Source organism: Cupriavidus sp. (genome assembly GCF_057315035.1).
The window spans coordinates 76,805-96,163 of the sequence record NZ_DBHKYV010000001.1 but is presented as its reverse complement, the minus strand read 5'-3'; the positions used below and the strand labels follow the sequence as shown (position 1 = coordinate 96,163).

The following is a 19,359-nucleotide window of genomic DNA, read 5'->3' as shown; positions in this document are numbered from 1 at the left end:
CCCGGCGGGACGACAAAAAGGACTAGCAAATGAGCATTCTGATCAATAAGGACACCAAGGTCATCACCCAGGGCATCACCGGCAAGACCGGCCAGTTCCACACCCGTGGCTGCCGCGACTATGCCAACGGCAAGAACGCGTTCGTTGCCGGCGTGAACCCGAAGAAGGCCGGTGAAGATTTCGAAGGCATTCCTATCTACGCCAGCGTCAAGGATGCCAAGGAACAGACCGGCGCCACCGTGTCGGTGATCTACGTGCCGCCCGCCGGCGCCGCTGCCGCAATCTGGGAAGCCGTTGACGCCGACCTGGACCTGGTGGTCTGCATTACCGAAGGCATTCCCGTCCGCGACATGATGGAAGTCAAGGACAAGATGCGCAAGCAGAACAAGAAGACGCTGCTGCTGGGACCGAACTGCCCGGGCCTGATCACGCCTGACGAAATCAAGATCGGCATCATGCCGGGTCACATCCACCGCAAGGGCCGCATCGGCGTGGTGTCGCGCTCGGGCACGCTGACGTACGAAGCCGTGGGCCAGCTGACCGCGCTGGGCCTGGGCCAGTCGTCGGCCGTCGGTATCGGTGGCGACCCGATCAACGGTCTGAAGCACATCGACGTGATGAAGATGTTCAACGACGATCCGGATACGGACGCCGTGGTCATGATCGGTGAAATCGGTGGTCCGGACGAAGCCAATGCGGCTTACTGGATCAAGGAAAACATGAAGAAGCCGGTGGTTGGCTTCATCGCCGGCGTGACCGCGCCTCCGGGCAAGCGCATGGGCCATGCTGGCGCGCTGATCTCGGGTGGTGCCGATACGGCCCAGGCCAAGCTGGAAATCATGGAAGCCTGCGGTATCACGGTTACCAAGAACCCGTCGGAAATGGCGCGCCTGCTGAAGGCAAAGCTGTAAGCCATCAAGGCGGAAGCCGTGCCGCATGGGGCCTGTGTGGTCCATGCGGCAGGTAGCTTTACCGGTGGCGCGCATCGTTCACATGACGGTGCGTTGGCCACGAAACATTGCCCCCGCCTCAGACGCGGGGGCAATGTCGTTCTGGCGGGACGAAGATGCTAGGGTAAGTCCCGAGCCGTTTGACGCCGGGTTGAAATCGAATCGAAAGGTTCGTACGATAAATCTTCATGTCTGGAAGTTCAGACATCCGAAAGTCCGCAGTTGTCATTGCTTGTGGGCACGGAACATAACTTTGTAATACGAGGAGTCTTGCCGTGGAATTGTTGTCCAGCAGCTCGTTCTGGCTTGCGCTGGGATCGATCATCCTGACCAATATCGTCCTGTCGGGCGATAACGCCGTGGTGATCGCGCTCGCATCGCGCAACCTGCCCCCTGCCCAGCAGAAGAAGGCCATTTTCTGGGGCAGCGCCGCCGCCATCATCATGCGGGTGGTACTGACCGTGGCCGCAGTCAAGCTGCTGAGCCTGCCGTACCTGAAGATCGTGGGCGCGGTCCTGCTGGTCTACATCGGCGTGCAACTGCTGACCGGCGACGACGGCGAAGACGGACACGACGCGAAGGACAACATCTGGGCGGCCATCCGCACGATCCTGATCGCCGACCTGGTCATGTCGCTGGACAACGTGGTGGCCGTGGCCGCCGCCGCGCAGAAGGGTCCCGAAGGCAGCCAGCTGATGCTGCTGATCATTGGCCTGGGCCTGTCGATTCCGCTGATCGTGTTCGGCAGCACGCTGCTGCTCAAGGTCATGGAACGTTTCCCGATCATCATCGTGCTGGGCGCCGCGCTGCTGGGCTACCTGGCCGGAGAAATGCTGGTCAGCGATCCGGTGGATGCCGCATGGTTCCAGGTGAACGTGCCGCACGCCCATCTGGTGTTCGGCATCGCTGGTGCGGTGCTGGTGGTGCTACTCGGCAAGCTGCTGCAACGACGCAGCGCACAGACCGCCTGAGCACGACGCTGATATCGCGAGCCTGAAACGGGCGACCCACTGCGGGTCGCCCGTTTTGTTTTTGCAACACCGGAGCGCGGCGTTTACGCCACGGACTCCTGCGGATTTTTTAACTTTTCCGACTACCGGTTCGGACTTGTCCGAGGTCATTGGAGCACCTCCCACGTACTGCCGATCATGACCCCGTGCCGCACCGCACGCATTCCTCAAGCGCGGTGCGGCACGCAACTTTCCATTCAACACATCATTGAAAGGGGTCAATATGCAACGCAGACTCAAAGCCATCGGCAGTGCTTCGCAGGGTTCTACCCATCCTCATGCCTTCAGCAAGGCCGAACGTGGTTTCACGCTGATCGAACTGATGATCGTGGTGGCCATCATCGGCATCCTGGCAGGCATCGCCATCCCGCAATACCAGGACTACGTGGCACGTTCGCAGCTATCGGAAGGTATCAACCTGGCGGCGGGGCAGAAGGCATCGGTCACCGAATCGTTCTCGCATACGGGCGTCTGTCCGGACAATGCGAGCGGGCCGACCGACGGCATTCCCGCGGCGGCATCGATCGCCGGCAGCTACATCAAGAGTGTCCAGGTTGGCGGTACCGCAACCGAAGCAGGCGGCTGCACCATTACCGCCAACTTCAAGGATGACGGCATTGCCAAGGGACTGGTCGGCAAGTACATCAAGCTGACGATGGGCAATGCCGACAAGGGCTCGGTGACATGGCTGTGCCAGTCCTCGGCGGACAAGAAATTCCTGCCGAAGTCCTGCGTGCAACTGGTGACGGAGGGCGACAAGTAATCACGTAGCAAGTCACCACGAGAAACGAATCGCATGTGTTGCGCCGTCCGGTTCGTTTCTCGGAAATATCTGTGGGCAAGCGTCTTGCACCAATTGCATTGCATCCGTTTTCAATTGCGACATTTCTTGGCGTATTGCGTTACATCAAAACTGACTTGCCGTGACCCCGTGAAGATTTCCGCCGAGCCGATGGCCCGAAACGCCATCCGGCAATGCAGTGCACTACAACTTCATTCGATTCATCAGGGGACACAAACATGCGAAACGCGAGATGCACTGGATGCACTAGAGACGCGAAATGGACGACATCGACCACATTGACGAAGGGCACCAGCTACACCCGGTTGCGGCGTGGTGGCTTCACGTTGATCGAGCTGATGATCGTGGTGGCAATCGTTGGCGTATTGGCGGCAATTGCCATCCCGCAATACCAGGATTACGTGGCGCGGGCGCAGTTCACGGAAGCGCTGAGCCTTACTACCGGGCAAAAGGCGCCGCTGGCTGAATATTATTCGGAGAAGGGCGAGTGCCCGCTCAACACGGGACAGTCGGTCGGTGGCATTCCGATGGCAGTAGACATCTCGGGCAGGTATGTGGAGAAAGTGGAGATTGTCGTCGCTGCCGCGTCGACCGGAGGAAAGGATCCGGATCCGTCGCCATCCTGCGCGATGATTGCAAGCTTCCGGCCGAAGGGTATTTCCAAGGGGCTTGAGGGCAAGATTGTTACGGTAACCATGAGGCATATCGACAAGGGCCCCATTAAATGGAATTGCTCATCAACCGCACTGGATCGCTACGTGCCGCAGTCGTGCAGTGCTGACGAGGACTAAGACAGTGGGGGTGGCGCCGGTGGGGGCGGTGACAACAAGGCATGATGTGAACCTGCCTGGCGGTCGATTTCTGGCATACGCGGATTCATTGACCGCCCGCCAAGCTATCATTGGCGTTTTGCCCCCAGAATTGTCCGCATGCCGGCACAGAAAGCCACGCTTCCGGCGACGATGCTCGTCGCCGCTTTCACCATTCCGTTGCTGGTCTCGAAACACACGCTGCCATTGGCTACCTTCTATGGCGAATGGACTGCCGCGATACTTGGCGTGATGCTTGTCGCCGTGCTGTCTTTCGGACAGGACCGTGCGGCAGGCGTGCGCGCGAAGAAGGCATTGCCGTGGGTGATAGGGCTGCCGGCGTGGCTGCTGCTGGTTACGGTGCTGCAGGCCGCCACGGGCATGAGCGATATCACCGGCACGCGGTTGACGACACAGCTCGTGCTGATGCTCGGCGCGGCGGTAATGCTCGCTGCATGGCACAGCGCGCAGTCGAGTTCCGTCGAGCGCCGCGCCAGCATCGTCGATACGCTTGCCATTGCCTTCCTGGTGGCGGGTCTGCTCGGTACGCTGGCGCAGTGGGTCCAGGTCTTTCACATGGAGGACCAGATGTTCGGGCTGGTATCGGAGTATTTTTACGATACCAACCGTCGGCTGTGGGGCAACCTGAACCAGCCCAACCACCAGGCCACCATCAACGGGCTGGCACTGGTAGCGGCGGTATGGCTGGCAACACGTAGCTGGTTGCAATTTCCGAGCTGGCTTGGCGCAACCTTGCTGCTGGAAAGCGGCATCGTGTTGTCGGGTTCCAGAACCGGGCTGGTCTATATCGCGCTGGCCGCGATCTACGCATTGATCGCGGCGGCCATGGCACGTGGCACGCCGCGAGGGGCAAGCCCGATGCATCGGGCACCAGGCCTGATTGCCGCGGCGGTGATTCTGGTCGCGGGGATCTTGCTGCTCCAGCCCGGTATCCGGTTCGCAGGCAGGGCATTCGACTGGCGACTGTTCGACACCGTTGCACAGCTGCAGGCCGCCAGCCCGATGGCGCCACGCGGCGCATTGTGGGCCCAGGCGCTGGCCATGTTCCGCGCGCACCCGCTGTTCGGCGTGGGCTACGGCGAATTTGGCTGGGCCCAGTTCCAGGAAATGTCGCAAGTCCGTGTGGTGGCGGAGATGTCCCTGCATGCCCACAATGCCGTGCTCGACCTGATGGCCAAGACCGGTGCAGTGGGAACAGTGGGCGTGGGGCTGGTGCTGGTTGCATGGTTCTGGCGCGTGGTTCGCACCCGGGTCTGGCATGCAACGGCGGAGGAGCGGGCCATGACGATGCCGGCGCTGGCATGGCTGGCGATGCTGGGTGCGCACTCGATGCTCGAGTACCCGCTGCACTACCTGTATTTCTTCCTGCCGTTCTGCTTCCTGCTGGGCTTGCTCGAACCGGCCGGGTTCGGCAGGGTCTGGCCGCGTGCTGTGGTCAGGCTTGGCGTCCTGGTGTCCGTCGCCGTGGCGGCGTTCTTGCTGGCCACCATGTGGCAAGACTACCGGCGTGTCGAGGCGCGCGAATATGCCAGCGACGAGCATCGCGACAGCCTGCCGATGCCACGACTCTGGTTCCGCCTGCACGCGGCTTCCGAAGTGACCGAACGCACGGCAATCACGCCTGACAATGCCGCCGGGCTGCTGCCCGCACATATTTCGGCGCTGCATTTGCTGCCCACGCCGACGCTGATCCGCCGCAGTGCCTGGCTGCTCGCGCTGACTGGCGAGCAGGCCCGTGCGCAGCTATGGATGGAGCGCCTGCGTTACTACTTCCAGGGTGACGAACCAGCGCAGTTCAACGCGCTGGCGCGCGATTGCGAAGCCGTGGCGGCTGACCGCCGGCCGCGGGAATTCTGCGCCTGGGCCCGCATGCGCGCCGGCCGCGGCCACGAAGGCGCCGCGACTGGCGAGTGATCGCTGCATGAACCGGTGACAGACCGGTCCTGCTCGTCAGCGCATGTAGCCGGGCGGCGGAGGCGGCGGGTAGTAGGGCTGATAGTTGGCCGGCGGCACGGCTGCGCGTGCCGGTGCCGGCGATGCCATCATCTGGCCGTAGACGGGCACACGGTTGCCGCTTGCGTACATGCACTGGACGTAGGCGGCATCGTACTGGCGTTGCGAGCCATAGCCCGCGTTATACGAATTGCCGGCGCCGACCGCCGCGCCGGTAAGCAGGCCGACACCGGCCCCGACCGCCGCACCCGCGCCGCCGTCGAACGCGGCACCCGCCGCGGCACCAAGCGCCGTGCCGACCGCCGCGCTACCCACCGCGGCCGCGTTGGCGTTCTGTTGCGGCGTCGTGCCGCCAACCTGCGCAAACGCAAACTGCCGGCAGTTGTAGTCGTCGCCACGGAACTGGTCGAAGGTCTTGCCGGTGCCCGGCAGCGCCATCACGCTCGGCCCCGACGGCATTACGGCGCAGGCGCCCAGGCCCAGCGAGGCCGCCATCAGCAGGAACAGCGAACGCAATCTCATGATGTCACTCCAGGCGTGGCCGGTACGGACGACGACGGTGCGCGGGGCTGTTCACGCTGCCAGCCACCGGGGCATTCCTTGATGTAGGGGTAGTAGCCCTCCGGCTGTGCGCAGTGGTACCACCATGCATTGGGCGAAGACCCGTCCGTCGCGGCCGGATTGCCGTCGCTGCCCTGTTCGATGTACTGCGGCGGATCCGGCGGCGGTACGGCTACCACGGCAGGTGCCGGATAGTAGCCGGGCGCATAGTACGGTCCATACGGATACCAGCCGGGTCCCCAGCCAGGGCCCCAACCGGGACCCCAGCCCGGGCCCACATAGACGCCCACGCCCACACGTGCGCGGGTGTGGTAATACCCATGGGCCAGCACGGTTGTGCTGTACCCCGCCGCCGTCACGGCGGCCAGCGCCAGAGCAATCTGGCAGAGCTTGCGCCCGTTCATGATGTTCACCCCGAGTTACTGCCTGTTCCAACGCTTGAACCCCCGGCCGCGCTTACCCAACCGGTTGTTGCCATTGTTACGTCGTATTGAATACGAATTTGCCTCAGGCAGGGGTGCCGTGCGCGAATCGGAAATGTGACGTTACCTTTATTACGGGCAGGACAACCGGGGCATAGGTGAAGTACAGGTGCCGCCACCGGCGCGCGACGATCCGAAACGCAGGAACGTTTGCGGGAGCTTACGGCGCCACCCAATCCTGTTCCAGCATGGCCCCACTTTCCCGCGCCCGCCATCGCCTTTTTTCAATGTCAGCGGGTGCACGATCCGTTTTTCGTTTGTCCCATGCCCTGTCGTGGGCTGCGGTGTAAAGGACAACAAAGTGGCGAGCAGGCTTAGTCCGGAGGATGTTCTTTATGGTCGGAAGGTCCTCAGTGTGTCGAGAAACCTCCCTGCATGGTACGTCGCAAGCCTCGATCTCGAAGGTGGCATGCAAAGTCCAGTCTTGCAGGCTTCCAAGGTCCTGATGCAAGCCCACCGTCGGTCGGCGTGCTAGACGCCCAGTTCGCGCCCACATTCCGGGCAGGCAAACCGCTGTCCAGACGCGTGTCCGACATGGACTTCCACGTGTCCATCGCATGGCCTCCTTGCTGAACGTGCGCGACAGCGTACTACCGGTCCACAGAAGTGTCTGAAGAGGCGTTACGCAACGCGCAACAACCTTTGTTAGTTTCATGGAGACATGCTACTCTTAGTAAGTTACGATTGGTAACTTCATGAGGACGGACAAGTGAAAAAGGTATTGATACTAGGAGCGACGGGAAACATCGCTGGCATTGCCGCAAAGCTTTTATCCGAAAATGCAGAAATTTCATTGAGATTGACCAGCAGTAGAGCGGAGGGGCTTGCGAAGCTCAGGGAACAATACCCCCAATGCGAGGTTGTCCAAGCTGATTGGCACGATGTCGACAGTTTGAAGGCTGCATTCCAAGGAGTGCACCGGGTGATGGTTAACGTCCCTGACTTCCTTACTGATGAAACAGTTGTCACCCCGACCATTGTTGCTGCCGCGAGGAGTACCCCCTCCTTGGAACTGTTGGTGCGCCTTATCGCAATTAATCCCGATTTCTGCATCAGCAAGATGACTAAGGAGTGGCTAGCAACACGTGGAGGTAGCGCACTGAGTTATGTTGCTAAACCCATCTTGGACGCGAGCGGCCTTCCAGTAACCTACGTCAATGTAGTAAGTTGGATTGGATTTAATCTGGCCTTGATGGTTGCCGAAGATGTAAAGCTACACCGGAGGATGCCATTTTATGCAGATGCGCCAAGGTCTTGGTTGGCTGAACAAGACGTTGCTGAAATATTTGCCAAAATTCTTGTCGAAGGTCCCACTCAACATGCTGGTCAGAATTACGTAATTACCGGCGCCCACAAGTATCGGTTTAATGATGTCGCAAGAATGTTGAGCGATGAAGTTGGAGCGGAAGTAAAGTGGATCGATACTCCTGATAAGCTCCACGAGTTGATGGGGCCGTTCGGAGACACTTTGGTTACCTACTTTCAACATGAGCAGAAGGGGTGGGACAATGCACCACTAACCAATACAGCCAAGGAACTGCTAGGACGTGAACCGATGTCATTGAGGGAATATATTCACCTCAATCGCGAGTTATTTTAAACTGTCCACGATGTATTGTATTAACTGAAATCTGAGGGGGCGGCTTCTTTCACGAGTTTAGAAGCCCCCCTCATAAGCGCAAAGCAAGTCAAGATCGGCGCCCAGTTCGACCTCTTTCAAGATTCCGACGATCTGGCTTTCACTGAATTTCGATTTCTTCACGTAGAGACTCCGTTTCATGGAATTCTCTACTCCCGACTAGCTCAGCTTTTCGAGGGGGCTTCAATCACCCAAGCAACGATAAGAGAGCAAAGGGATGTTGCTGCCTCTAAGTCGGAAAACTGGTTACGGAGCATTCCACGGGCCAGCATTTCCGCCGCTCCAACGATCCCCAGGCAACGTATTTTTAATTTTTTTTGCGGAATTCGCGTAAATGGGCGCAAGGTTTCGCAAATAAGCTTTACATGGTTGTCGAGCTGTTCTTGCAGAAAAGATTGCATCTCATCGTCTGCCTTCAGGGCAGCAGAGAGAGATTGCCATTCTTGGCCAAATGATCGATAGCATTCAACGTAAGCGCAACTCAATGTGTGCGCTACTCCCTCTATTGTCTTGGGAGTCTTGGCAAGTGATTCGAGAAATACTGTCAGTTGTGCTTGGTCGATAGAGAGGTATAAGGCAATAAGTAACCCAGACCGTGTGCCAAAGTGTCCGTAGGCTACTGGCTTGCTGACGCCTGCACGTTCAGCCAAGTAGCCCAATGTAAGAACATCGGTCCCCTCTTCACGAATAATTTCGAGAGCAGTTGAAATCAACTGCTCACGCCTCATCATCTTTGGTAATTTTTTTACAGATTTTGCGTTCATGCCGATCTGCCGCTATTTTACTTTTTGATACCGCAAAGGAGGTTACCGCGTAAATGCGATTGACACCAGATGGAGCGACAGACAAGCCGCGACATGGCCTGTGCAGCACAACCTAACTGACCCAGAACAAGTAAAAGTGGTCATGCGTTGGTGCATGGCAAGGGTGCCGACGTGTTCGACGATGCCGGCTACCAGTCCAGCAGGGGCTGCACAGTGCGCCCAACAGTGATTGTCTGGAAACCCTTGTGAATTAAGGGTTAGCCACCCAATCCCCCGACTTCCCGCCATGCTTCTCCAGCAACTTCACATTGCCCATCACCATGCCCCGGTCCACGGCCTTGCACATGTCATAGATGGTCAACAGGGCGACTTGCACGCCGGTCAGCGCCTCCATTTCCACGCCGGTCTGGCCGTGGGTTTCGGTGCGCACCACGCAGGCAATCGTCGAACTCGGTTCGTCGAGCGCAAAATCCACCGCCACCTTGGTCAGGCCGATTGGGTGGCACAGCGGAATCAGGTCCGAGGTGCGCTTGGTGGCCATGATGGCGGCCACGCGCGCGATGCCGAGTACGTCGCCTTTCTTGGCATTGCCGTCGCGTACCAGCGCAAAGGTTGCCGGCTCCATGGTGATGGTGCCGGTGGCTATGGCAACGCGATGGGTGCTGGCCTTGTTGCCGACGTCGACCATATGGGCCTGTCCGGCGGTATCGAAATGGGTGAGCTGGCTCATGGGCGCAAGAGAAGGTAACGGGCCCGCCAGGCGGGCAGACGATGGCGGCAAGCCACGCTGGGGCTTGCCCGATGGGAACGCCATCCGGAGGCCGCTATCATAGCAACATGCCCAAGACATCATGGCCTCGCCGCCTGCCCGACCGGTCGAGCTCCCGCGCTACCGACTCTGCCGAGCCTGTCATGCGTGCGTCACATCTGACGCGCGTGCTGGCGGCCGTGCTCGTCATGACGATGGCTGCGCCGGTGTGGCCGCAGGCAGGGTCACCGGCCAGGCCGGCACCGGCCCAGACGCAGACGCAGACTTCGGCGGTGCTGTCCACCCCCGGACTGACTGGCGATGTCAGTGACCAGGTCTACGACAACCTGAACCGCAGCGTGCGGGCCGGACAGAAGTCCGACTTCGGCTTGCGCAGCGGTAACACGGTGGTCGAAAGCGCCGGCATCCAGTTGCCTGACCTTGGCGATCCGTCCACGGCAGCGCTGTCGCCCGATATGGAAAAGCGCCTGGGCGACCGCATCATGCGCAGCATCCGGCGCGATCCGGACTATGTATCCGATGCGTTGCTGAACGACTACCTGAACGCGCTTGGCTATCGGCTCGTGCAGGCTGCCCGTCGCCAGAACATTGCAGGGTCCAACGGCTCAGGCACGTTTGCCACGGGGTTTGAACTGTTTGGCGTGCGGGACCGGTCGATCAACGCGTTCGCGATGCCAGGCGGCTATATCGGCGTGCATACGGGCCTGCTGGTGCAATCGGACACCGAATCCGAACTGGCCTCGGTGCTGGGCCACGAAATTGGCCACGTGATGCAGCGGCATATTGCGCGGGGCATCACCAGCCAGGACCAGTCGATGTGGATCGCGCTGGCGTCGATGGTGCTGGCCGGCCTGGCTGCCACCAAGAGCGGCGATGCGGCCGCCGCGCTGGCGATGGGCGGGCAGGGCGCGGCAATCGCCAACCAGTTGTCGTTTTCGCGCGGCGCTGAACGCGAGGCCGACCGCGTGGGTTTCCAGATCATGACCGCGGCCGGTTTCGACCCACAGGGCATGCCCGACTTCTTCCAGCGCCTGCAACGCGTGATGGGGATCTCGGACAACTCGGTGCCCGCCTATGTACGTACGCACCCGTTGACGTCGGAGCGTATCGCCGACATGCAGGATCGCGTGCGCCACGTGGCCGCGCGCAAGGTTGGCAATACGCCCGACTACGAGTTCGCACGCGTGCGCGCCCGTGTGCTGCAGGAACCGTCGCCCAATGACCTGCGCAATGCGCTGTCGTCGTTCCAGGCCCAGCTTGCCAATGCGTCGCCGGTGCGGTTGCCCGCGATCTACTACGGCATGGCATTCGCCAACCAGAAACTCGGCCGATTTGCCGATGCCGAGAAGGCATTGTCCGAGGCACGGCGGCTCTACGGCACGATCCCCGGAGCAACCTCGGGCACGCCGATGCTCGACGTGATGGCGATCGAGCTCGCGCGCAGCGAAGGCCGGATGCAGGATGCACAGACCCAGGCAGCGGCCACGCTGAAGGCGTTCCCGCTGTCGCATGCGGCGGCCCTGGCCTATGCCGATACGCTGGTGGCTGCGAACCGGCTACCTGACGCGGTGTCGTTCCTGCGTTCGCGCACGCGTGAGGAGCCAGGCCGCTCCGAATGGTGGGAATTGCTGGCGCGCGCTTATGCGGCGCAGGGCAAACGCCTGCAGCAACACCAGGCGCTGGCCGAGAAATATGCAATGGACGGGTCGTACCAGGCGGCCATCGAACAATTGCAGATCGCGCGCAAGGCCGGTGATGGCGATTTCTATACGCTGTCGGAAGTCGACGCGCGGCTGCACCAGTTGCAGCTGCAGTACAAGGAAGACCGGCAGGACAACAAGGGCATGCCGAACTGAGGCGTTGGCTTGCTCCCCTGGCCCGCGTGCGGAAGAGGGCAGGGGCCTACTCGGCCACCGGTGTGCGCACGAAGCCGAAGCGCTTCGGCACCTCGGCCTCGACGATCGGCTCGATATCGATATTGCGCCCGTTGAAGTGGAACACGCCAAGCACGGCGCCACACGCGTCGCCATGCCAGTCGCAGGCTACGCTGAACGTATCGAGATCATGGTCGTGCAGCAGTGCGGCCTGCTCGCCTTGCACACCATCCACGGCACCGGCCAGCAGCACGTTGCCGTGCTCATCGGCAAAGCATGATGCTGGGGTGAACGGCTGTCCGGACGAGGTCGTGAACACGCCGTTGTGCAGGCGCGCGATCCACGGCGCATACATCAGCGAAACAAACACGCGCTGCGGCCCGTTCTGGAAATACCAGGCACCACGCCCGTCGTGCGTGTAGTTGCGTTCGATAAAACCGACCAGTGCCTCGTGGCGGATCGGGTCGCCTGACAGGCCGTGCTGTTGCGCAAACTCATTGCGCATGCGCCATTGGCCGCGCCGGTCCAGCGCCAGCCAGCCGAAGCAGTTCGGCACGTTCGGCCAGCGGGACATGGCTTGCTTGACTACCTCGTCCATGGTGTCTGTCTCCTTTATCTGCCGACGCTGTCGAAGAAGCCAAGTATGCGCCCGGGCAGCCATTCGATATGGCCCGCCGCCGGCAGCAGTGGCAGTTGCCCCAGCAGGCCGCCGCGTGGCGTCATGAATCCCACATGGCCGCCGTGCGCCGGCTGCTCGAGCAGCACGTGGTCGCTGACATCGGCGAGCCCTGGCAGGTGGCGGGCGGGCAGGAATGGATCGTTGCGGGCATTCAGCACCAGCGTTGGAATGCGGATCTCGCCAAGTATCGGCTTGCTGGAGGCGCGTGCCCAGTAGTCGTCGGTATCGCGAAAGCCATGCAGCGGGGCCGTGACGACATTGTCGAAGGCATACAGGTCGCGGCTGGCCAGCATGGTGTCGCGATCGAACAGGCCCGGAAACTGGTCGAGCTTGGACAGCGACTTGCGCTTGAGCGTCTGCAGGAACATGCGCGTGTAGACCATGTTGAACCCGCTCGACAGTGCCGCCCCGCCCGCCGCGAGATCGAGCGGGGCCGAGACGGACGCGGCCGCGGCCAGGAAGCCGGCGGCGTGGCCGTCCTCGCCGAGGTAGCGCAGCAGTGCATTGCCGCCCAGCGAGATGCCGACGGCCAGCATCGGCCGGTCCGGTTCAACGCGATGCACGTGGTCGCGCAGGCGCTGCAGCACCCAGCGAATCTCGGCCGAATCGCCCGAATGATAGAAGCGCGGCGCGCGGTTCAACTCGCCCGAGCAACCACGGAAATGCGGGACCACGCCTTGCCAGCCGCGCGCGCGCAGCGCCACCATCAGGGTCTGCGCATAGTGGCTGGCGGAATCGCCTTCGAGCCCATGGAACATCACCACCAGCGGCGTGCCGGGCGCGGCCGCGTGCGTGGTCCAGTCGAGGTCGATGAAGTCGCCGTCAGGGGTATCCCAGCGTTCGCGCCGGAACGTAATGCGCTGATGGCGTGTGAAGCGCGCCGGCAGGATGGTCTGGGCATGGCCGCCGCGCAGCCACCACGGCGTGTGGAACGTATCGCCGAACAGCATGGACACGCGCGCAGCCTTCAGTGCAGGGCCTGCCCGGGTGCGGCGGCCACGGCCGCCACCTGCACCGCATTGGCCGGGCTGCAGTGGATATGGGCCAGGCGCCAGCCTTCGTGGTTCTGCATCAACACATAGGTGGTGTGCACGAACAGGTCGGCTTCCACGCGGCCCTCGCCAAAGCGAAGTGCCTCGGTGACGTCGAAGATCGACACCCCGAGCGAGGCGTGGCTGCTGGTCTCGATGGCATCGATCAGCACCGGCTGCTCTTCCAGCAGCCGGGCGAAGGCCTGGCGCAGGCTTTCATGGCCGATCAGGCGCTGGCCATCGGGCATCACACAGGTGACCGAATCTTCGTCCAGCCAAAGGCGCAACGCACCATCGGCATCGCGCAACTTCATGGCTTCACGGAAGGCATCGACGATGTCTTCGGCGGAATCGAACAGGCGGGCGAAACGAGGCATGTTGGTGTGATCAGGGACGGTGCAGGAGTTTGCGCAACTCGACGAACACCATTTCGGGTTCGATCTCCTTCAGGCAGCGCAGGTGGCCGAGCGGGCACTCGCGCTTGAAGCAAGGGCTGCACTCGAGTTGAAGCCACATGATACTCGCTGCCTGTGACAGCGGGGGGGTGTGGCGCGGGTCGCTCGATCCGTAGACGGCCACCTGGGGCCGGTTCAGGGCGGCGGTTACGTGCATCAGGCCGGAATCGTTGCAGACCGCGGCCTCGGACAGCGCCAGCAGGTCCACGGCATCGTCCAGCGAGGTCTGGCCGCACAGGTTGCGCACGAACGGCGCGTCCTTGACGATCTCGGCGGCAATCTCCGCATCCTTGCCTGAACCCAGCGTCACGATCTGCGCGTACGGATACGAGCGGCGCAGCATCTGCGCCAGTGCCGCGAAGTGCGCGGCGGGCCAGCGCTTGGCCGGGCCAAATTCGGCACCGGGGCAGAACGCGATCACGCGCGCGCCAGGGGCGATATCGAACCGCTGTGCCGTGGCGGCCATGCGCACCGGATCTACCTTGAGCTGCGGATCGGGAATCGACTCGGGCAGGCGGGCGCCGGGCTTGAGCGCCAGCCGCGCGTAGTGCTCCACCATCGGCGGGCGATTGTCGCGCGGCGGATTGGCGTGGCGGATATTGAGCATGCCGAAGCGCGCTTCGCCGCGATAGCCGATGCGCAGCGGGATACCGGCCAGGAACGGGATCAGCGACGATTTCAGCGAGTTCGGCAGCACATAGGCCACGTCGTAGCCCTCATGCTTGAGCTGCTGCGCGAACATCAGCCGCGCGCTCAGCTGCAGCTTGCCGTGCGCGAGATCGCTCGGGAACACCTTGCTGATCTCGGGCATGCGCGCGAGTACCGGGGCAACCCATTTGGGTGCCAGGGCATCGATGACCAGGCGCGGATGGCGTGCCTTGAGCAGCGCGAAGAGTGGCTGCGCCATCAGGGCGTCGCCAATCCAGTTGGGGGCGATAACGAGGGCTTTTCTCATGAAAGTGGGTATTGCGTGGCCCTATTTTGCGTTGCCCGGGCATGTCAACGCCCCGGGGCGCTGGGCGGCCCGGGGCGTCATGTCGAAGCGGCAGGATGTGATGTGGCCCGCGCGGCTCAGTGGTGGCCCTTCAGCACGGTGCCCGGCTTGAGCTTGTACACGGTGCCGCAGTACGGGCATTTCACTTCGCCGGTATCCACCACGTCCAGGAAGACGCGGGGATGGTAGTTCCAGGCCGGCGTGTTGCCGGTGGGGCAATGCAGCGGAATGTCTTCTGCGCCGATTTCGACGACGGTTGCGGTTTGCGTCATGGTGTTACGTTTTTTCTTGCAGGGATGAGATTGCTGGCGGGCGTTCGCGGGATCAGACCAGCGTCAGCCACTTCTTGTACTTCTCGTCGGTGCCACCCACGGCCGCGAAGAACGCGTCCTGGATGCGCTTGGTCACCGGTCCGCGGCGGCCTTCGCCAATCACGCGGTCGTCCAGTTCCCGGATCGGCGTCACTTCGGCGGCCGTGCCGGTAAAGAATGCTTCGTCGGCACAGTACATCTCGTCGCGCGTGATGCGCTTTTCGCGCACCTCGATGCCGAGGTCGCGCGCAATCGTCAGCGTGGCGTCGCGCGTGATGCCGTCCAGGCACGAGGCCAGGTCCGGCGTGTAGATCACGCCATTGCGCACGATGAACACGTTTTCGCCCGAGCCTTCGCTCACGTAGCCGTCGGTATCGAGCAGCAGCGCCTCGTCATAGCCCAGGCCGGTGGCTTCCTGGTTGGCCAGGATCGAGTTGATGTAGTAGCCGCTGGCCTTGGCGCGCACCAGCGAGACATTGACGTGATGGCGCGTGAACGACGAGGTCTTCACGCGGATGCCGCGCTCCAGGCCTTCCTCGCCCAGGTAGGCGCCCCACGGCCACGCGGCAATGGCCACATGGATCGTGTTGCCCTTGGCCGAGACGCCGAGCTTTTCCGAGCCGATCCAGACCAGCGGGCGGATGTAGCACGATTCCAGCTTATTGGCGCGCACCACTTCGCGTTGCGCGGCTTCCAGCGTGGCTTCATCGAACGGCATGGCCATCTGGAAGATCTTGGCCGAATTGAACAGCCGGCGCGTGTGCTCTTTCAGGCGGAAAATCGCGGTGCCTTCCGGGGTCTTGTAGGCGCGCACGCCTTCGAATACGCCCATGCCGTAGTGCAGGGTGTGCGTCAGCACGTGAATCTTGGCATCGCGCCACTCAATGAGCTTGCCATCCATCCAGATCTTGCCGTCGCGATCCGCCATCGACATGGTTGTCTCCCTGTGCACCAACGAAGTCGTAAAGGCGCCATTGTAAGCCGCAGGGCCTTGTGTGCCAACGCGGTGCGGCTTACGCCCGTTCTACAATCGCACCATTCCTCATCGACTCTTCCGCGAGCGTGGCCCAGACCGAACCGATCCCTGTACCCGACCTGTGCGATGAACCCGCCGAATCCGCCGATGACACCCGCTGGCAGGATGCACTGGGCGCGCTGGAGGCACTGGCAGGTGGCGAGGCGGATGCGGGCGGTTCCGGCGCCCGCCGCCGGCTGCTCTGGGCGCTGACGCTGGACGCCGATGGCGCGGTGGGCACGATCGAGCCGCTGGAGCAGACCCATGGCCCGCGCGGCTGGACCCGGCCGCGCCCGCTGCCGCTGGCCCGCTTGGCCGACGACGATACCCTCCCACCGTGGGATGCTCGGGTTGCGCGGGCGATCCGGCGCGATGGCTCGCGCAACCGCCGCCACGTGCTGGACCGCTCGGCCGCGGTAATGGCGCTGGTAGGTCATCCGGCCGTGGTACTGGCGCATGCCCCGACTATTCCGCTTGAAGTGCAGGAAGCGGCTCCCGCGCTGGAGGCCATGCGCGAGGGCGACCGCTACGTATTGCGCATCGTGCCGCCGCTGCGCGAAGCGCTTGCCATGGAAGACTTCCTGCCCGCCGCCGCGAAGCAGGAAGCCGAAGCCTTGCGCCAGATCACTGTTCTGCAGGACGGTACGCGCCGGTTGCGGGTGATCCGCTTTACCGAAGCCCAGCAGTCGGCCGCCAAACTGATTGCGGGCGGCCTGGCCGTGCCCGCCAACGCGCAGGCACGGCTCGACAGCACGCTGCGCGCATTGGCCGGGCATTTCCAGATCCACGCTGACAGCTCGGGCGAAGCGCGCGAGCGCGATCCCGAATCGCGGCTGCGCGCCGAAGTGGCGCCGGTGGGGCGCGGCATCAGCCTGCGGCTGGTGGTGACGCCGCTGGGTGCGGCGGGGCCGCGCCTGGCACCTGCGCATGGGCGCGCGCAGTTGATGGCGACCATTGGCGGCACTACGCTGGTCACGCATCGCGATCTCGAAGCGGAGCAGGGACACGTGGCCGAGGTCTTCGAGGCGCTGCCGGAACTGGTCAGGCAGGCGCCGGCCAGCGGCGAGCACAGCTGGACGCTCGACGATCCCGAGGACGCGCTGACCGTGGTCGAGACCCTGCCGGGACTGTCTGGCGTGATCGATCTCGAATGGCCGCGCGGCCGTGAGCTTCGGGTGTTGCCGGCCGACCTGCCGCAACTGGCGGTCAGCGTGGAGACCGGCAGCGAATGGTTCAAGCTGGTGGGCGAGCTTCAGGTGGCCGAGGGCCTGGTGCTGTCGCTTGAAAAACTGGTGGCGTGGGCCCACGGCCACGCGGGTCGCTTTATCCCGATGGAGCATGGCGTCTATGTCGCGCTGACGCGCCAGTTGCGCGACCGCTTGCGCGATCTGGCCGGTGTGGGGGATGGGGTGCGCGATGGCATCCGTGTGCCGCTGGTTGCCACGCCGTGGCTCGATGATGTACTGGCTGGCGCCAATATCGACCCCGATGCGCATTTCCGTACGCGCGTGCAGCGGTTGCGTGCTGCGCGCGCGACCGATGTGCCGGTGCCGGCCACGCTGGCTACCGAGCTGCGCCCGTACCAGGCGGAAGGCTATCGCTGGATGATGTCACTGGCCGCGGCCGGGTTTGGTGCGTGCCTGGCCGACGACATGGGACTGGGCAAGACCCTGCAGGCACTGGCCGTGCTGCTGGCCCGTGCCGCCGATGGTCCGGCGCTGGTAGTGGCCCCCACGTCGGTGTGCGGCAACTGGGCTGCCGAGGCGCAACGATTTGCGCCGTCACTGCGCATCCACGTCTATGCCGAAGGCGATCGCGCGGCCATCGTCGGGCAGGCGGCGGCGTACGACCTGGTGATTGTTTCGTATAACCTCCTGCAGCAGGCGCGCAAGCTGTTCTGTGAGCGCCACTGGCATACGGTGGTGGCGGACGAGGCCCAGTCGTTCAAGAATCCGGCGTCGCGGCGCGCGCAGGCCATGTTCGCGTTGGCGGGCGATTGCCGCATCGCGCTGTCGGGTACGCCGGTGGAAAACCGCCTGGCCGAGCTCTGGGCCGTGATGCGCTTCTGCAATCCCGGGCTACTTGGTTCGCTGGCACGCTTCAATGAACATTTTGCGAATCCGATCGAGCGCAATGGCGCGCGCGATCCGCGCCTGCGCCTGCGGCGCATGATTGCCCCATTCGTGCTGCGTCGTACCAAGGCGCAGGTGCTCGACGAACTGCCGCCGCGCACCGAGCTCGTGATCCGGGTCGCGCAGGATCCGACCGAGGCCGCGCACTACGAAGCGCTGCGCCGCCAGGCGCTGTCTGAGGCCGAACGCGCACTGCTGCGGCCGAAGAAGGACAAGAAGGCGCGCGCCACACTGCCCGAGCCCGAGGTGCGCATCCACGTGCTGGCGCAATTGATGCGAATGCGCCGGGCCGCCTGCGATCCGCGGCTGGTGACCCCCGAGATGGACCAGCCTGGCGCCAAGGTGCGCGCGTTTGCCGAACTGTTGGCTACGCTGGCGGCGAATGGCCACAAGACCCTGGTATTCAGCCAGTTCGTCGACTTCCTGCAACTGCTGCGTCAGTCGCTGGACGATGCCGGCCTGGCTTACCAGTACCTCGATGGCGCCACGCCTGCCGGCGAACGTACGCGCCGGGTGGCCGCGTTCCAGGCTGGCGACGGCGATGCGTTCCTGATCAGCCTCAAGGCAGGCGGCTTCGGCCTGAACCTGACCGCCGCCGACTACGTAGTGATTGCCGACCCTTGGTGGAACCCGGCCGCCGAAGACCAGGCAATGGGCCGCGCGCACCGCATTGGCCAGCAACGGCCCGTCACGGTATACCGGCTGATCGCGGCGGGCACGATCGAGGAGCGCATTGTCGACCTGCACCACGGCAAGCGAGCCTTGGCCGAAGGCGTGCTGGAGGCCACTGACGACGAGGCCGCAGGACGCGACGCCGTGCTACCCGACATCGACGAACTCGTCGGCCTGCTGCGCCGGTAAGTTGCATGTTTTCTCCCCTCGCCCGCACTGCGGGAGAGGGGCCGGGGGAGAGGGCAGAGCTGTCAAAATCCACCGCGCCTGCACCAAACGGTATACCAAGAATCGCCCGATTCTGGTGCCAACTCTTTCGAGTCTCCCGCTACAACCCCATTAAATCCTTGCTGCGGTGCATCCTCGGCTGGCACAAATACTGCCTTGTGATTCGCGTAAATCTGAATATAGTATACCGACGACACCGACAATATCG

18 protein-coding genes are annotated in these 19,359 nt (G+C 62.9%); 8 read left to right on the top strand and 10 right to left on the bottom strand.

Going from position 1 to position 19,359, the window contains the following annotated elements:
• The first annotated feature begins 29 nt into the window (after nucleotides 1-29).
• The 5 genes from sucD to ACO550_RS00405 all read left to right on the top strand — a co-directional run bounded on the left by sucD (nucleotide 30) and on the right by ACO550_RS00405 (nucleotide 5,506).
• A complete protein-coding gene (sucD, locus tag ACO550_RS00425) occupies nucleotides 30-911 on the top strand; it encodes a succinate--CoA ligase subunit alpha (RefSeq protein WP_315596912.1) in 882 nt (293 codons plus the stop codon).
• 314 nt (nucleotides 912-1,225) lie between these two features.
• The gene (locus tag ACO550_RS00420; protein ID WP_315596913.1) at nucleotides 1,226-1,921 is read left to right on the top strand and encodes a TerC family protein; all 696 of its coding nucleotides are present in this window, start codon (nucleotides 1,226-1,228) and stop codon (nucleotides 1,919-1,921) included.
• A gap of 262 nt (nucleotides 1,922-2,183) precedes the next feature.
• Nucleotides 2,184-2,723 carry a pilin gene (locus ACO550_RS00415; protein ID WP_315596914.1) on the top strand — a complete coding sequence of 180 codons (540 nt, stop codon included), beginning with the start codon at nucleotides 2,184-2,186 and terminating at the stop codon, nucleotides 2,721-2,723.
• A 377-nt stretch (nucleotides 2,724-3,100) separates the two neighbouring features.
• Nucleotides 3,101-3,553 carry a pilin gene (locus ACO550_RS00410; RefSeq protein WP_485994159.1) on the top strand — a complete coding sequence of 151 codons (453 nt, stop codon included), beginning with the start codon at nucleotides 3,101-3,103 and terminating at the stop codon, nucleotides 3,551-3,553.
• A 138-nt stretch (nucleotides 3,554-3,691) separates the two neighbouring features.
• The gene (locus ACO550_RS00405; protein ID WP_315596916.1) at nucleotides 3,692-5,506 is read left to right on the top strand and encodes a PglL family O-oligosaccharyltransferase; all 1,815 of its coding nucleotides are present in this window, start codon (nucleotides 3,692-3,694) and stop codon (nucleotides 5,504-5,506) included.
• Between the two features lie 36 nt (nucleotides 5,507-5,542).
• Here the strand turns inward: ACO550_RS00405 and ACO550_RS00400 are convergent, their stop codons facing one another.
• Together ACO550_RS00400 and ACO550_RS00395 are read right to left on the bottom strand one after the other, a co-directional pair.
• Complete coding sequence (locus ACO550_RS00400; protein WP_315596917.1) at nucleotides 5,543-6,067, bottom strand: hypothetical protein; 525 nt, start codon at nucleotides 6,065-6,067, stop codon at nucleotides 5,543-5,545.
• Complete coding sequence (locus ACO550_RS00395; protein WP_315596918.1) at nucleotides 6,064-6,510, bottom strand: hypothetical protein; 447 nt, start codon at nucleotides 6,508-6,510, stop codon at nucleotides 6,064-6,066. The genes ACO550_RS00400 and ACO550_RS00395 overlap by 4 nt, the downstream gene beginning before the upstream one ends.
• A gap of 787 nt (nucleotides 6,511-7,297) precedes the next feature.
• On the opposite strand from ACO550_RS00395, the gene ACO550_RS00390 reads away from it, so the two are divergent.
• Entirely contained in the window at nucleotides 7,298-8,188 is an 891-nt protein-coding gene (locus ACO550_RS00390) for an SDR family oxidoreductase (protein WP_315596919.1), read from the top strand.
• 203 nt (nucleotides 8,189-8,391) lie between these two features.
• On the opposite strand, the gene ACO550_RS00385 is transcribed toward ACO550_RS00390, so the two are convergent.
• Entirely contained in the window at nucleotides 8,392-8,991 is a 600-nt protein-coding gene (locus tag ACO550_RS00385; RefSeq protein ID WP_315596920.1) for a TetR family transcriptional regulator, read from the bottom strand.
• 250 nt (nucleotides 8,992-9,241) lie between these two features.
• Nucleotides 9,242-9,721: a cyclic pyranopterin monophosphate synthase MoaC gene (gene moaC, locus ACO550_RS00380; protein ID WP_315596921.1), complete on the bottom strand. Its 480-nt coding sequence runs from the start codon at nucleotides 9,719-9,721 to the stop codon at nucleotides 9,242-9,244.
• A gap of 182 nt (nucleotides 9,722-9,903) precedes the next feature.
• On the opposite strand from moaC, the gene ACO550_RS00375 reads away from it, so the two are divergent.
• A complete protein-coding gene (locus ACO550_RS00375) occupies nucleotides 9,904-11,616 on the top strand; it encodes a beta-barrel assembly-enhancing protease (RefSeq protein ID WP_315596922.1) in 1,713 nt (570 codons plus the stop codon).
• 46 nt (nucleotides 11,617-11,662) lie between these two features.
• On the opposite strand, the gene ACO550_RS00370 is transcribed toward ACO550_RS00375, so the two are convergent.
• The 6 genes from ACO550_RS00370 to ACO550_RS00345 form a co-directional block, all read right to left on the bottom strand.
• Nucleotides 11,663-12,232, bottom strand: a complete 570-nt coding sequence (locus tag ACO550_RS00370; RefSeq protein ID WP_315596923.1) for a DUF2946 family protein — start codon at nucleotides 12,230-12,232, stop codon at nucleotides 11,663-11,665.
• A gap of 14 nt (nucleotides 12,233-12,246) precedes the next feature.
• Nucleotides 12,247-13,263 carry a hydrolase gene (locus tag ACO550_RS00365; protein WP_315596949.1) on the bottom strand — a complete coding sequence of 339 codons (1,017 nt, stop codon included), beginning with the start codon at nucleotides 13,261-13,263 and terminating at the stop codon, nucleotides 12,247-12,249.
• A 17-nt stretch (nucleotides 13,264-13,280) separates the two neighbouring features.
• Nucleotides 13,281-13,721 (bottom strand): YybH family protein, encoded by a 441-nt coding sequence (locus tag ACO550_RS00360; RefSeq protein WP_315596924.1) that lies wholly within the window; start codon nucleotides 13,719-13,721, stop codon nucleotides 13,281-13,283.
• Between the two features lie 10 nt (nucleotides 13,722-13,731).
• The gene (gene waaF / locus ACO550_RS00355; RefSeq protein WP_315596925.1) at nucleotides 13,732-14,754 is read right to left on the bottom strand and encodes a lipopolysaccharide heptosyltransferase II; all 1,023 of its coding nucleotides are present in this window, start codon (nucleotides 14,752-14,754) and stop codon (nucleotides 13,732-13,734) included.
• A 116-nt stretch (nucleotides 14,755-14,870) separates the two neighbouring features.
• Nucleotides 14,871-15,065, bottom strand: a complete 195-nt coding sequence (locus ACO550_RS00350; RefSeq protein ID WP_029051276.1) for a zinc-finger domain-containing protein — start codon at nucleotides 15,063-15,065, stop codon at nucleotides 14,871-14,873.
• Between the two features lie 52 nt (nucleotides 15,066-15,117).
• Nucleotides 15,118-16,038, bottom strand: coding sequence for a branched-chain amino acid transaminase (locus ACO550_RS00345; RefSeq protein WP_315596926.1), 921 nt, complete (start codon nucleotides 16,036-16,038; stop codon nucleotides 15,118-15,120).
• A 146-nt stretch (nucleotides 16,039-16,184) separates the two neighbouring features.
• On the opposite strand from ACO550_RS00345, the gene ACO550_RS00340 reads away from it, so the two are divergent.
• The gene (locus ACO550_RS00340) at nucleotides 16,185-19,112 is read left to right on the top strand and encodes an SNF2-related protein (RefSeq protein WP_315596950.1); all 2,928 of its coding nucleotides are present in this window, start codon (nucleotides 16,185-16,187) and stop codon (nucleotides 19,110-19,112) included.
• The last annotated feature ends 247 nt before the right edge of the window (nucleotides 19,113-19,359 follow it).